Origin of the sequence: Amycolatopsis orientalis (assembly GCF_000943515.2) — a bacterium.
Classification (GTDB): domain Bacteria; phylum Actinomycetota; class Actinomycetes; order Mycobacteriales; family Pseudonocardiaceae; genus Amycolatopsis; species Amycolatopsis orientalis.
The window spans coordinates 2,961,665-2,975,600 of record NZ_CP016174.1 but is presented as its reverse complement, the minus strand read 5'-3'; the positions used below and the strand labels follow the sequence as shown (position 1 = coordinate 2,975,600).

The following is a 13,936-nucleotide window of genomic DNA, read 5'->3' as shown; positions in this document are numbered from 1 at the left end:
GAGAGCGTTCACCAGAGCACAGGTGACACTTATCTCCGCGGCCGATCCGTGGTGGAATTCCTTGCTGGACAACAAAACCGGCGGAGGAGCCGACCATGAACGCGCCGCAGCAGCAGCCGTACCACCCGACTGGTCCGTTCGGCGCAATGCAGTCCGTCCAGACCTCGGCGCCGAAGCCACCGTCCGACGCGCGGCTCCCCCGGTTGTTCGCCGCGATGATGGGGGTCTTCGCCGGACTCCTCGTGCTGGTGGCCACCTTTCTCCCGCAGTCGACCTACGAACAGCTCTCCGAGGGCAAAGCGGTGTCGAAATTCGCCGAGACCGGCTGGGCGCGGACGTTCGACATCGAACCGTCGGCGGAGGAAAAGGAGTTCTACGACAGGACCCATGTCGCCCGGTACGGCATCCCGCTGTCCGCCGCGGCGCTGACGCTGTTCGCCGGGGCGGCCGTGGGCTTCGCCTCGTACCGGCGTAGCTCGGTTTCGCCCGCGGCGACGACGTCGAGGACACTGCTGGTCGCCGGCGGCGCAGGGACCGCGATCGGTGTGTGGATGCTCGGCATGGACATCTCGGCGAGCCTGAGCTTCGGCCAGGACACCGGACGGTTCACCTCGCGCTACGGCACTGGGAGCGGATTCTGGATCCTGCTCGCCGGCGGGCTCGTGGCGTTGCTCACCCTCGTCCTGGCGATCCTGGCCAACCGCCGGGAACCCGAGCCGCCCGCCCAGGCCCCTTATCCGACCGGCTATCTCCCTTACGCGCCCGGCGTCCCCCAGCAGCAGTATCAGCAGCAACCGCAGCCTCAGGCCTACGAACCGCCGTCGCCCCCGACGCCGCCCGCGGGGTCGGCGTTGCAGCAGCAGGACATCCTACGCCCGTCCCCCGACAATCCGCCCCAGCCCGGCAATATGTGAAACTTATTCACATCAGCACTGGACAGTCTCCATACCGGCGGTATGCTGTACTCGTCGGTAACACCTGGGCTCTGCGTGGCGCCTTCCCGGCTCCACGCGGCATGGAACGGAGACGGCATGACGAGCACGACACCGCCGAGCGCGGGCCACCACACCGAAGGCCCGGCCACCATCGGCGGCGTCCCCGGCGCCCCGGCCATGGCCAGGGCGGAACGGCTCGTGCGGCGGGTCGTGGGCGGCGAGGACTCCGCACCGGTCCAGATGCGGGCCCCGTTCACCGGGCAGCCGATCGCGACGCTCCCCCAGGCCACCGACGCCGACGTCCGTGCCGTCTTCGACAAGGCGCGGGAAGCGCAGCGTTCGTGGGCCGAGCGCCCGGTCGAGGACCGCCAGCGCATCCTGATCCGGCTGCACGATCTGGTCCTGAAGCGGCAGGAAGAGGCGCTCGACCTCGTGCAGATCGAGGCGGGCAAGGCGCGGATGGACGCCTTCGACGAGGTCAGCGCCACCGCCCTCGTGGCCGCCTACTACGGCAAGCACAGCGCGAAGTTCCTGTCGCCGCGCCGCGCCGCCGGGCTCATCCCGGTACTGACGAAGGTCGGCGAGATCCGGCACCCCAAGGGCGTCGTCGGGATCATCTCGCCGTGGAACTACCCGCTCGCACTCACCGCGATGGACGTCCTGCCCGCACTCGCGGCGGGCAACGCCGTCGTGCAGAAGCCGGACAACCAGACCGCGCTCTCGGCGCTGTGGCTGCAGGAAATCGCCGAGGAGGCGGGGCTGCCCGCCGGGGTCTGGCAGATCGTGCTCGGCCGCGGTTCCCGGATCGGCGACGCGCTGGTCGAGGAGTCGGACTACCTGTGCTTCACCGGCTCCACGCCGACGGGTAAGGGTCTCGCCGCGAAGGTGGCGGAGCGGCTGACGAGCTACTCGCTGGAACTCGGCGGCAAGAACCCGATGATCGTGCTGCCCGACGCGGACATCGCCAAGACCGCCGCGGGCGCGGTGACCGCGTGCTTCTCCTCCGCGGGCCAGCTGTGCGTTTCGGTCGAACGGATCTACGTCCACGAGTCCATCCGCGAGGAGTTCACGCGCGCCTTCGTCGCCAAGACCGCCGCGCTGCGGCTCGGCGGCGCCCTGGACTACCAGGCGCAGATGGGTTCCCTGACTTCGGAAGACCAGCTGGCGACCGTGTCGGCACACGTCGAAGACGCTCGCTCCAAGGGCGCGAAGGTCCTCACCGGCGGCAAGGCCCGGCCCGACCTCGGTCCGCTGTTCTACGAGCCCACCGTCCTCACCGACGTCACCGAGGACGTCAAGCTGTTCGCCGAAGAGACGTTCGGTCCGGTCGTGTCGATCTACGGCTACACCGACGTCACCGAAGCGATCGAGCGCGCCAACGACACGAAGTTCGGGCTGAACGCGAGCGTGTGGTCACGCAACGGCCGCGCGGGCTGGGAGGTCGCGGCGCGGCTGAAGGCCGGGACCGTCAACGTCAACGAAGGCTTCGCGGCGACCTTCGGGACCGTGGGACTGCCGATGGGCGGGATGAAGGAGTCCGGTGTCGGACGGCGTAACGGCGCCGAAGGGCTGCTGAAGTACACCGAGGCCCAGGCGATCGCGCTGCAGCGCGGGATGCCGCTGCGCCCCGGCCGCGGCATCCCGCCGAAGCTGTGGACCCGGTCCCTCAGCGCCAGCCTGAAGGTCCTCCGCCGCCTCCCGCGCCGCTGATTTCCCCTGCATTCAGTCCTCTGGATGCGGTGGTTGCGTGCGCAAGGACCGCATCCAGAGGACGAAACGCGGGTCAGGAAGAAGTCGGGGCGGCCAGGAGGCCCCGGTCGTAGGCGATCGCGACGGCTTCGGCCCGGCGGCTCGCGCCGAGCTTCGCCATCACGCGCGAGAGGTGGACGCTCACCGTCTTCTCGCTGATGTACAGCTCCTCGCCGACCTGCCGGTTGGTCCGGCCGAGCGCGACGCGCTCCAGCACGTCCCGTTCGCGGTCGGTGAGCGGGTCGACCGTGTCGCGGCGCGGGGCCGCGGCGTCCCCGGGCAGCTCGACCCGCGCCCGGTGACTCAGGTCCCGGACGGCTCCGAGCAGCGGGCAGGCACCTAACCGATCGGCGACCGCGTACGCGGCCAGCAACTCGGACGCGGCCAGCTCGGTGTCGCCGTCGGAAGCCAGCAGGGATTTCGCGTGCTGCAGACGGCACATCGCCTGCTCGTACACCGCGCCGTACCCGAACGCCTCGACCGCCTTCGCCCACAACGCCGGCTCTCCCGCGCCGTGCAGACAAGCGCCCAGTGCCTCCAGCCGGGCGAGCCACGCCAATGCCTCCGGGCCAAGCTGCACCGAACGCGGGATGCCGTGTTCGGCGCACCGGCGCCCGTGGGCGAGCATCTTCTCGCCCGACGCCACCGCGGCCTCCACCGTCGCCAGATCGCCACGGACCCGCGCTTCGGCGGCTTGCGCGACGGCGGCCGCGAGGCCGTGCACGCTGATCCGGATCCCGCCGAGTACCGCCGGTTCGACCTCTTCGAGCCAGTCGATCAGCTCACGCGCCTGGCGCACCGCGCCCGCGTGGTCCCCTCGCCACGACGCGAGCTGGATCGACGCGTCGCCCGACGCGAGCGCGATCGAGTAGTCCGCGCTCCAGTGCTGGCGCAGGCTGGGCAGGATCTTGTCCGCGTCCTCGAACCGGCCCCGGCCGACGACGAACTGCGCCCAGATCCCCAGGAACCGTCCCGCGACGACGCTCGAAACCCCGCGGCCCGCGCGGCCGGCGTCGTCGTCGTCCGGCCAATCCCCGCTGACATACCGCAGCGTGAGGTGCTTGGTGCGCAGCTCGACGCCGAACGAACTCCAGGTCAGCCCGGTCTCCTTGGCCCGCTGGATGCCCTTGGCGTAGTACTTCAGCGCGGAATGGATCTCGGCCCTGTCGTCGTAGCTCAGCCCGAGGAAGTGCAGCGCCCGCAGTTCGCCGTTGAGCGCGCCGGAATCCCTGGCCTTCCGCTCGGCCTCGCGCAGCCGCTCCCGTGCCTCCTCGACGTCGCCCGCCGAATCGGCCAGCGTCCCGAGCGAGACCAGCGCCGCCGCCTCCGCCCCGCCCGCGCCGACGGCCCTGGCGTCGGCGACCGCGGCCAGCGCGCACTGCAGCGCTTCGTCGGGCCTGTCGATCAAGCGCAGGATCCCGGCGCGGGTGGCGAGCACCCAGGCCCGCGCGGAACTCGCCTCGGTGTGTTCGACCAGCTCCCATGCCTTGTCGATCGCCTCGAGGACCTCGTCCAGCGTGCCGTCGACCGACAGCAGTGCCTCCGCGTGCCGTCGCCAGACCTTGGCCGCCCGCTCGTTGCCGATGCCGGGGCCGAGGGCCTCGGTCGCGGAGCGCGAATAGGCGACCGCGCGTTCCGGCTCCCCCGACGTGCTCGCGAAGTACGACGCCTCGTGCAGGAGGCGGAGTTCGTCGACGTCCGACGGCCGGTCCGCGGCGGGTACGGCGTCCCAGATGGACAGTGCCTGCTCGACGTGCCGCAGTGCGGAACCGGGCGCGCCCAGTTTCTCCGCCTCGTCCATCGCGTGCAGCGACGCGGCCAGCGCCGTGACGAAGTCCTTGCTCTCCAGGCTGTGGTGCGCGAGCCGCGCGTACTGGCCCCGGCTCTGGGTCCGGTTCCGGATGCGTGCCGCGTACGCCGCGTGCATCCGCACCCGCTCACCGGGCAGCAGGTCGCCATAGACCGCTTCCTGCAGCAGCGCGTGGCGGAAGGTGTAGAAACCGTTCTCGATCACCAGGACGTGATGCTGCACCGCCTCGCGCAGCGCCTCGTCGAGTTCGAGTTCGTCCAGCCCGGAGATCTCGGCGAGCGCGGCGTGCGCCACCGAGTCCTTGGCCACCGAGACCACGCGCAGCACCCGGCGCGTGGTCTGGGAAAGCTGTTCCACCCTGGCGAGGAGCACTTCGGCCAGCCCGGCGGGGAGATCGCGGCAGTCCTTCGCGGACGCGAGCAGCTCCTCGACGAAGAACGGGTTGCCTTCCGACCGGGAGACGATGTCGGCGATCAGGTCCTGGCCGATCGGCTCGTCGGCCAGCGCCTCGACGAAGGCGCGCGCGTCCTCGGCGCCGAACGGCTTCACCTCGACGCGTTCGACCGCGCCCAGCCGCACCACCTCGGACAGCAGCGCCCGGAGCGGATGCCGCCGGTGGACGTCCTCCTCGCGATAGCTCGCCACCACCAGCAGCCGCTGGGTGCGCAGCCTCGTCAGCAGGAAGGACAGCAGGTTCCTGGTGGAGCCGTCGGCCCAGTGCAGATCCTCCAGCAGGATCACCACGGGCCGGCGCTGAGCGATGACGGTCAGCACCCCCAGTACCGCGTCGAACAGCTGGAGCTGGCCAAGGTCCTGTTCGGGCCCGAGCCGTTGCGTCGACATCCGTTCGCTCGCGGTGAGCTGACCGTCTTCGATGGCGGGATAGTCCTCCGCCTGCTGCATCTGCGGGAGCAGCCTGCCCAGCGCCGGCCGGGCCCGGACCGCGGCGGTGACCGCGGGATCCGATGTCGTCGCCAGGGGCGCCAGCGCCTCGGCGAACGGAAGATAAGGGAGTCCGCCTTCGCGGACGTCGATACAGCGCCCGGTGAGTACCAGGGCGCCCGTACCCGCGGCGTACTCGCCGAGGGCGGTCAGCAGGCGGGTCTTGCCGACGCCGGCGTCACCGGAGAGCAGCACCGCGCCGGCCTCGGCCCGTTCGGCACGGGCGAAGGCGGCACGGAGCTGCCGCATCTCCTGAGTGCGGGCGACGATCGGGATTCCGGAGCCAAGACGGGGCACAAGGTGCATTCTTGCCTACCGGACCGACAACTTCGCCTGTGTTTTCGCCGAGAGCTTCATCGCACTCGACCTCTACCGGGTGATCTCACCGCTGCGGGCGGGCAGCTGCCCGACCTCGCGGCGCTGCTGGGCCGGGAGCTGGACCTCGGCGCGCTGCGCGCGGATCCGCCTGCCCGCCCGGCGGGCCCTGTCGACCCATACGCTGCGGCCCGCTCGCTGCAGCGCTTCCCGCCGGTACTCGATCTCGGCCAGTACGCCGGTGAGGAGGGCGTCGTTGCTGTTCATCACTGTTTCCCCTTAGGACTTCACTACCTCGTTTGGTAATGACCAGATTCGTCCTGAGGGGTGCCTCGCGGCATCGGGTGATCACCTACACCCGGACGTAGTTCGACCCCTTACTCCCACCCATCCCCTGCTCGGGGGGCGTAAGGGGTCGACTTCCAGCGTCTCTAGTCGCGTGCCGGGCCACTCGGGCGGACGGCGCCGAGCAGCCCCTGCCAAGCGTGCGGCGAGAGGCGGATGGCACCTCCCTCGGGGTCCTTCGAGTCCCTCAGCGCGGCACCGGAACCGGTGAAGGCGACCTCGACGCAGTCGTTGCCGCCACCGCTATGGCTGCTCTTGCGCCACCGGGCCTGGGAAAGATCATCGTTGGGCGTCATGCTCCCCACTCCTTACTTGTTTCCAGGGACCTCGAGCACACCGAGGTCTCGATACTGCGGTGCATTCGGGAGGGCCGCCTGTTCGGCGAACCTCCCGGCGGCCTCGGCGATCACCTCGACCGAGTCGTCCGGTTTCAACGCGGCGGCACGGAGATGGTCGAACATCAACGCGTATCGCCGGACGTCCGGGGGTTCCTCCAGGTAGAGCCCGCTGGAGGTGCTGTCGACGTAGACCACGTCGGTGTCGGCCAGTTCGGGGAAGCCCATGATGAGGAACGGGCCCTCCATCCCGGGATGGGCGCCCGCGCCGAACGGCACGATCTGGACGGTCACGTTCGGCTGACCCGCCAGCGCGACCATCCGGTACAGCTGTTCCGCCATGACCTCGGGCCCGTCGACCGTGCGGTGCAGGACCGCCTCGTCGATCACGGCCCAGTACTCCGGTGGCGAAGGATCCGTCAGCAGTTCCTGTCGCGCCATCCGCGCCGCCACCCGGCGCCTGATCTCGGCGTCCTCGGCGTCGGGCCGCATCGCCCGGATCACCGCCTTGGCGTAACGCTCGGTCTGCAGCAGCCCCGGCACCAGCAGCGCCTGGAACGCCCGCAGTGAGCTCGCGTCCGCCTCCAGGCCGACGAAGGTGCCGGTGAACACCTCGTTGTACGCGTGCCACCAGCCGCGCTTGCGGGCTTCCCTGGCGAGCTGGACGAGCGCTTCCTGCTCGTCACCCGCGATGCCGTACAGCTCCAGCATGTCGCGCGCGTCGCGCGGGGTGACCCCGACGTGCCCGGTCTCGATACGGCTGACCTTCGACGCCGAGCATTCGAGCTTCTCGCTCACCTCGTCGATGGTGAGGTCGGCCGCCTCGCGCAGCCGCCTCAGTTCGCTCGCCAGTCTCCGGCGGCGCACGGTGGGTCCCTGACCCCTCGTCATCACGGCACCTCCACAAAGCTGTCCGAGCTACACCGATCGGGACGCGGCGAGGAGAACAGTGTTCGACGATCCTCGCACGATGCACATCTAACCAGCCCGAGACACATTCGGTGAGATGGTCACACCACCATTTTCCGGCCCGGCCCGTCTTTCATCCTGCAATTTGCAGATTGCCGTTGTAGGTTGAGCAATGTGCACCGCGGTTCGCCCGCCTCATCGGCGGTCGCGGATCCGCTCGCGGCACGGGCGCGGGGCCGCGAGCTGCACCGATGGGTTTCCCGGAAGGGTACCCGTCGAAGCCGGATTCACCCCCGGTGCAGGGCCGGAGCCGTCCCCCGATCGGTTCCGGCCCTCCCTTTATCTCCGCGGCCTTTGCTTAATACTCTGGCACCAGAGGTTAATTCATTTCGCCATTCCCTCTAAAGGGTGGACAACGCGCCTCTTCGATGCGGAACGTCACCGTTCACACCACTCGAAGAAGGCCCTCCTGCACGACGGTGGCGATATGCGTTCCATCCGCGGCGAAGAACCGTCCGGTGGCCAGACCACGAGCGCCCGACGCCGTCGGCGACGCGGAGTCGTAGAGGAACCACTCGTCGGCCCGGAACGGGCGATGGAACCACAGCGCGTGATCCAGGCTCGCGCCGATCACCTTGTCGAGATCCCAGTAGACGCCGTGCCGGGCGAGCACGGAGTCCAGGAGGGTCATGTCCGAGGCGTAGGTCAGGACGCAGACGTGCAGCAGCTGCTGGTCCGGGAGCTTGCCGTCGGCCCGCATCCAGACCTGGTTCCTGGCGGGGCGCTCCCCGGACTTCCGGGTCACCCACGGCGGGTCGTTGACGTACCGCAGGTCGATCGGGCGCGGCCGGTCGTGATGGCCGAGGAAGTACCCCTCGGCGCGCTCCTGCAGCGTCGGGAGCGACTCGGGGTCCGGGACGTCCGGCATGGCTTCGGAGTGCTCGATGCCGCCCTCGTCCTTCTGGAACGACGCGGACAGCGAGAAGATCGCCTTGCCGTGCTGGATGCCCACGACGCGGCGGGTGGTGAACGAACGGCCGTCGCGGATCCGGTCGACCTCGTAGACGATCGGGACACTCGGGTCACCGCCGCGGATGAAGTACGCGTGCAGCGAGTGGACCTTCCGCTCCTCGGGCACGGTGCGGCCGGCGGCGACCAGCGCCTGCCCCGCGACCTGCCCGCCGAACACCCGCACCGGCGAGTGGGCGGGTGAGACGCCGCGGAAGATGTTCTCTTCGATCTTCTCCAAGTCCAGCAGCGCGACCAGCCGGTCGAGTACGGGCTGACCGCCCACTCCGCCGGTGCTGTCGAATCCGGCCGCGGCCTCCCTGGCCATCTCAGTCATGTCATGGACTTTAGGCCGTAAGGGTGCCCTGGGCCTCCGTCAGGCGGGACGTTTGTCGCGAAGGCCACCTTCGGGACTTGTCGGGTGGGCTTCCGTGGTCCGGGTTGGGAGGGAGCGCGGGCTGTCGTGAGTGGTAATGACGGTTCTAACCGTCATTACCACTCACGAGACTTGGGCGGCACGATGCCGGTGTCTCGGCAAGGTGTGAAGGGCGAGTTTCCCCGGCTGAGCCGAGGGGAGGGGGAAGGACGCCATGAAAGGTCCTTTCCTTGCGAAATTTGCAAGGAAAGGACCTTTCATGGCACAGCCGAGGCTGCGGAACGTCATAAGGGGTCCCCATAGGACACTTTTCGTCCTATGGGGACCCCTCATGACACGCGCGTGAGGTGACCGACGTCAGGCGTGGTCGTCCTCGCCGAGCCGGTGCACCCGGATGAGGTTGGTCGAGCCGACCGTTCCCGGCGGGGAACCGGCGACGATGACCACGAGGTCACCCTTGGCGTACTTGCCCATTTCGAGCATCGCGTGGTCGACCTGCTGGATCATCTGGTCGGTGGAGCCGACCTTCGGCACGATCCGGGTCGTGGTGCCCCAGGTCATCGCGAGCTGGCTGCGGACGCTCTCCTCCGGCGTGAAGGCCAGCAGCGGCAGCCGCGTGTGCAACCGCGCGAGCCGCCGGACCGTGTCACCGGACTGGGTGAAGGCGACCAGCGCCTTGGCGTTCAGCCGCTCGCCGATGTCCCTAGCCGCGTACGAGATGACACCGCGCTTGGTGCGCGGGACGTGCGACAGCGGCGGCACGACGGGCGAGTCGGTCTCGACGGCCTCGATGATCCGGCCCATGGTCTGGACGACCTCGATGGCGTAGCGGCCGACGCTGGTCTCACCCGAGAGCATGAGGGCGTCCGCGCCGTCGAGCACCGCGTTGGCGACGTCCGAGGCCTCCGCGCGGGTCGGGCGGGAGCTGTTGATCATCGATTCGAGCATCTGCGTCGCGACGATGACCGGCTTCGCATTCTCGCGGGCGATCTGGATGGTGCGCTTCTGCACCAGCGGGACCTGCTCCAGCGGGAGTTCGACGCCGAGGTCGCCGCGGGCGATCATCACCGCGTCGAAGGCCAGCACGATGGCTTCGAGGTTGTAGACCGCTTCGGGCTTCTCGATCTTCGCGACCACCGGGAGGCGGCCCTTGCCCACGCGGTCCATCACCTGGTGGACCAGGTCGATGTCGGCGGGCGAGCGGACGAACGACAGCGCGATGAAGTCCACGCCGAGTTCGAGCGCGAACTCGAGGTCCTCGATGTCCTTTTCGGACAGCGCCGGCACGGAGACGTCCATACCCGGCAGGGAGACACCCTTGTTGTTGCTGACGGGGCCGCCTTCGGTGACCTCGCACACGACGTCCGGGCCGTCGACCTCCTTGACCACGAGGCCGACCTTGCCGTCGTCGACCAGCAGGCGGTCCCCGGGCTTCGCGTCGTCGGCGAGTCCCTTGTAGGTGGTCGAGACCCGGTCATGGGTGCCCGCGACGTCCTCGACGGTGATCCGCACGATGTCGCCGTTGTGCCATTCGACCGGCCCGCCCGCGAAGGTGCCGAGACGGATCTTCGGCCCCTGAAGGTCGGCGAGGATGCCCACCGCACGGCCCGATTCGGCGGCGGCGGACCGGATGAGGTCATAGACCTGCTTGTGGTCGCTGTGCGTCCCGTGGCTGAAGTTCATCCTCGCGACGTCCATCCCGGCGTCGACGAGTTGCCGCATCTTCTCCGGCGTAGCGGTCGCGGGGCCCAGGGTACAAACGATCTTCGCGCGTCGGCTCACGTTCGCACAGCGTAGTCCCTCACCGAGGATCCGTCTTTACCGATACCGAAAGTTCAAGAAAAGTGTCAGTTCACCTGGCCGAATGACAACCACCGAACAATGTTCACCGGTTATCGGCGCGGCTTTTCACTCGGCCCGACGCGGTCCCGCGCCCACTCGTTGAACGCCCGGACCTGCCGCCACGCCTTCCGCACCCGGTCGAGCGCGCCCCGCTCGTGCAGGACGTCGTCCGGCTCCCAGACCCGCACCGCATACACCGAGCGATACCTCAGCAGGTCGATGCGGGGGTGGTCCTCGGCGAACCCGCGCGGCTTCGACTTGAGGCGATCACCCCTGATCTCCCAGCCCGCCTTCTCCAGTTTCGCGAGGAGCTTGGCCAGCTCGGCGCCGTGGACCTCGGTGTCGACGGCCCTGCGGAAGCGGGCGAGCTGATCGGACTCGAAGTGGAAGCAGCCGCCGCCGACGCGCAGGCCCGCCGGGCCGACCTCGACGTAGTAGGCGCCGCCGCCGCGGCCCTGCTCGATCACCGCGCCGCAATGGGTCTTGTACGGCGTCTTGTCCTTGGCGAACCGGACGTCGCGGTACGGCCGGAAGACCTTCCCCTCGCCGAAGCCGTCGCCGAACTCCGGGACCAGTTCGGCCAGCAGCGCTTCCATCGGGCCGCGGACGTCGGCCTGATAGGTGGCGAGATTCGCGTCCCAGTAGGACTTGGAGTTGTCCGCCTCGAGTCCGTCGTAGAAGTCGATGGCGTACTCGCCGAAACCCTCGAAACCCATGCGGTGACCGTAATGCTCACCACCGACAGACTCGCGTGGGGCTTACTTGGCCAGCGCGGTGATCAGCTCGCCGTCGGCCGTGTCACCGGACAGTTCCCAGAAGAAGGCGCCGCCGAGACCCTGGTCCTTCGCGTAGGCGACCTTGCCGCCGATGGTCGCCGGGGTGTCGTAGCTCCACCAGTCGCTGCCGCATTTGGCGTACGCGGTGCCCGCGACGGTGCCGGTGGCCGGGCAGGTGTTCTTCAGGACCTTGTAGTCCTGGATGCCCGGTTCGGTGCCCGCCGCCGGACCGGTCGCGGTGCCGCCCGGGCCCTCCTGGGTGACACCGGTCCAGCCGCGGCCGTAGAAGCCGATGCCCAGCAGCAGTTTGCCCGCCGGGACGCCCTTGCCCTTGAGCTTTTGGATCGCCGCGTCGGAGTGGAAGCCTGCGGTCGGGATGCCCGCGTAGCCGGTCAGCGGCGAATGCGGGGCCGTCGGGCCCTGCGCGGCCCAGGCGCCGAAGTAGTCGTAGGTCATGACGTTGTACCAGTCGAAGTACTGCGACGAGCCGCCGTAGTCGGCGGCGTCGATCTTGCCGCCGTCGGTACCGTCCGCGGTGATCGCGGCGGTGACCAGCTGGGAGCCGAACTTCGCCCGCAGCGCCTGCGCGAGGTTCTTGATCGCGGCCGCGCCGCTGGTGTCACACGAGAGACCGCAGGCGTTCGGGTACTCCCAGTCGATGTCGATGCCGTCGAAGACCCCGGCCCAGCGCGGGTCGTTGAGCAGGTTGTAGCAGGAGTCCGCGAACGCGGCCGGGTTCTTCGCCGCCTCGGCGAAGCCGCCGGACCAGGTCCAGCCACCGAAGGACCACAGCACCTTGAGGTTCGGATACTTGGCCTTGAGCTTCTTCAGCTGGTTGAAGTTCCCGCGCAGCGCGCCCGTGTCCCAGGAGTCCGCGACACCGTCCACACTGGAGGCCGCGTCGTAGAACTTGCTCGTCGCCGCTTCGGCGTCACCGAGCGCGCAACCGCCATTGGTGACGTTGCCGAACGAGTAGTTGATATGGGTCAGCTTGCTCGCCGAACCCGACGTGTCGATGTTCTTCACATGGTAGTCGCGCTGGTAGACGCCCCATTCGGCGAAGTACCCGAGCACCTTGCCGACCGAGGCCTCCCGCGCTTCCGGCGCGGCGCTCGCCTGCTGGGCCGGTGCGGCCACGGCCAGCGCGCCCAGTGCGACGACCGCCGCACCCGCGATCGCGGTGAACTTGCTCCGACGGGACATGCGTTCTCCCTTCACCGTCACCACCGGTGACGAGAGGACTGCGGCGGGACACGCACAAATTAAGTGGACTAGACCACTCCGTCAATGGTTCAGACCAAGACTTTCGGATGGACATTTTCGAACATTCCTTGACGGAAATATGCCGCACCGGGCACATTTCCCGGATGATGCAGACTTTCGAGATCCTCGCCGAACCGCGCCGTCGGACCATCCTGGACCTCCTGCGCGACGGCGAACGGTCGGTCAACGAGCTGGTCGAGGTCCTCGAATTGAGCCAACCGGCCGTGTCGAAGCACCTACGTGTCCTACGCGAGGCCGGTCTGGTCACCGTCCGCGTCGCCGCGCAGCGGAGGTGCTACCGGCTCCGGCCGGAGCCGCTGGCGGAGGTCGACGCCTGGCTCGCGCCGTACCGCCGGTTCTGGGAAGGGCGGATCGACGCGCTCGAACGGCACCTGGACGAAGACAGTCAGTGAAGAGGTAACGGCTCGAACGTGATGCCGGTGTCGGCCGCGCGCTGGATCCCCCAGTCGTAGAGCGCCTGGAGCGCGGGGCGTAACCGCTCCCCCTGCTCGGTGAGCCGGTACTCGACACGCGGCACCCGGCCGTCCAGGCTCTCGCGGCGCACGAGACCGTCCGCCTCCAGCTCACGCAGGTGCTGGGTCAGCATCTTCTCGCTGACCCCCGGCATCCGGCGCCGCAGTTCGCCGTACCGGTGCACGCCTTCTTTCAGATGCGACAGGATCACCGGTTTCCACTTGCCGCCGAGGACGTCGACGGCGAGTTCGACCGCGCAGTGATACCGCTTCATCGTCACTCCCGTTGGTACGCACCGAAAAGTAAGCGGTTGTCCGGAGCGTTCCCGGATGGTTGCCTTGCCGGACCGGAAGATCATCGCCGCTGGGAGGACACTACGTGACCGAGACGCCGACGTTGTACGAATGGGCGGGCGGGATGGACGCCCTGCGGCGGCTGCCCCGCCTCTTCTACGGCCACGTCCTGAAGGACCCGTTGCTGGAGCCGGTCTTCCGCGACATGGACCCCGGCCACCCCGAGCACGTCGCGATCTGGCTCGCCGAGGTCTTCGGCGGACCGGAGACCTACAGCCACGACCACGGCGGGCACCGGCACATGGTCGGCCGCCATCTCGGCAAGGGCATCACCGAAGAGCAGCGCCGTCGCTGGGTGAACCTGCTCTTCGACGCCGCCGACGAGGCCGGGCTCCCGGCCGACCCGGAGTTCCGCTCCGCGTTCGCCGCCTATGTCGAATGGGGCAGCCGGCTCGCGGTGATGTTCTCGCAGCCCGGCCGCGAGGTCACCGTCCCGGAGCCGATGCCGAAGTGGGACTGGGGCAACCGGCCGCCCTGGCAGCCGCCGTCGGACTGACGGCGGTC

General features: G+C 69.0%; 13 protein-coding genes. 4 read left to right on the top strand and 9 right to left on the bottom strand.

Annotated features, from left to right (window positions below; all coding sequences use genetic code 11):
* Window positions 1-95: 95 nt before the first annotated feature.
* Window positions 96-914 carry a hypothetical protein gene (locus tag SD37_RS13250; RefSeq protein WP_044854297.1) on the top strand — a complete coding sequence of 273 codons (819 nt, stop codon included), beginning with the start codon at window positions 96-98 and terminating at the stop codon, window positions 912-914.
* Between the two features lie 117 nt (window positions 915-1,031).
* Complete coding sequence (locus SD37_RS13245; protein WP_044854296.1) at window positions 1,032-2,645, top strand: succinic semialdehyde dehydrogenase; 1,614 nt, start codon at window positions 1,032-1,034, stop codon at window positions 2,643-2,645.
* A gap of 73 nt (window positions 2,646-2,718) precedes the next feature.
* On the opposite strand, the gene SD37_RS13240 is transcribed toward SD37_RS13245, so the two are convergent.
* The 8 genes from SD37_RS13240 to SD37_RS13205 form a co-directional block, all read right to left on the bottom strand.
* Window positions 2,719-5,742: a helix-turn-helix transcriptional regulator gene (locus SD37_RS13240; RefSeq protein ID WP_044854295.1), complete on the bottom strand. Its 3,024-nt coding sequence runs from the start codon at window positions 5,740-5,742 to the stop codon at window positions 2,719-2,721.
* Window positions 5,743-5,805: 63 nt separating this feature from the next.
* Complete coding sequence (locus tag SD37_RS13235; protein WP_044854294.1) at window positions 5,806-6,018, bottom strand: hypothetical protein; 213 nt, start codon at window positions 6,016-6,018, stop codon at window positions 5,806-5,808.
* Between the two features lie 164 nt (window positions 6,019-6,182).
* Window positions 6,183-6,392 carry a DUF397 domain-containing protein gene (locus SD37_RS13230; RefSeq protein WP_044854293.1) on the bottom strand — a complete coding sequence of 70 codons (210 nt, stop codon included), beginning with the start codon at window positions 6,390-6,392 and terminating at the stop codon, window positions 6,183-6,185.
* A 12-nt stretch (window positions 6,393-6,404) separates the two neighbouring features.
* The gene (locus SD37_RS13225) at window positions 6,405-7,322 is read right to left on the bottom strand and encodes a helix-turn-helix domain-containing protein (protein WP_044854292.1); all 918 of its coding nucleotides are present in this window, start codon (window positions 7,320-7,322) and stop codon (window positions 6,405-6,407) included.
* A gap of 463 nt (window positions 7,323-7,785) precedes the next feature.
* Window positions 7,786-8,685, bottom strand: a complete 900-nt coding sequence (locus tag SD37_RS13220) for an acyl-CoA thioesterase (protein WP_044854291.1) — start codon at window positions 8,683-8,685, stop codon at window positions 7,786-7,788.
* Between the two features lie 396 nt (window positions 8,686-9,081).
* Window positions 9,082-10,506 (bottom strand): pyruvate kinase, encoded by a 1,425-nt coding sequence (pyk, locus tag SD37_RS13215; protein ID WP_037304072.1) that lies wholly within the window; start codon window positions 10,504-10,506, stop codon window positions 9,082-9,084.
* Between the two features lie 110 nt (window positions 10,507-10,616).
* Entirely contained in the window at window positions 10,617-11,282 is a 666-nt protein-coding gene (locus SD37_RS13210) for a DUF2461 domain-containing protein (RefSeq protein WP_044854290.1), read from the bottom strand.
* Window positions 11,283-11,324: 42 nt separating this feature from the next.
* Window positions 11,325-12,545, bottom strand: coding sequence for a glycoside hydrolase family 18 protein (locus SD37_RS13205; protein ID WP_044854289.1), 1,221 nt, complete (start codon window positions 12,543-12,545; stop codon window positions 11,325-11,327).
* A gap of 164 nt (window positions 12,546-12,709) precedes the next feature.
* Here SD37_RS13205 and SD37_RS13200 point away from each other — a divergent pair, with 164 nt between their 5' ends.
* The gene (locus tag SD37_RS13200) at window positions 12,710-13,018 is read left to right on the top strand and encodes an ArsR/SmtB family transcription factor (protein ID WP_037304077.1); all 309 of its coding nucleotides are present in this window, start codon (window positions 12,710-12,712) and stop codon (window positions 13,016-13,018) included.
* On the opposite strand, the gene SD37_RS13195 is transcribed toward SD37_RS13200, so the two are convergent.
* Window positions 13,012-13,353 (bottom strand): winged helix-turn-helix transcriptional regulator, encoded by a 342-nt coding sequence (locus SD37_RS13195; RefSeq protein ID WP_044854440.1) that lies wholly within the window; start codon window positions 13,351-13,353, stop codon window positions 13,012-13,014. The two genes, SD37_RS13200 and SD37_RS13195, sit on opposite strands and share 7 nt — an antisense overlap.
* Before the next feature lie 104 nt (window positions 13,354-13,457).
* Between SD37_RS13195 and SD37_RS13190 the strand changes: the two genes are divergently transcribed.
* Window positions 13,458-13,928 (top strand): group II truncated hemoglobin, encoded by a 471-nt coding sequence (locus tag SD37_RS13190; RefSeq protein ID WP_083254958.1) that lies wholly within the window; start codon window positions 13,458-13,460, stop codon window positions 13,926-13,928.
* Window positions 13,929-13,936 lie beyond the last annotated feature (8 nt).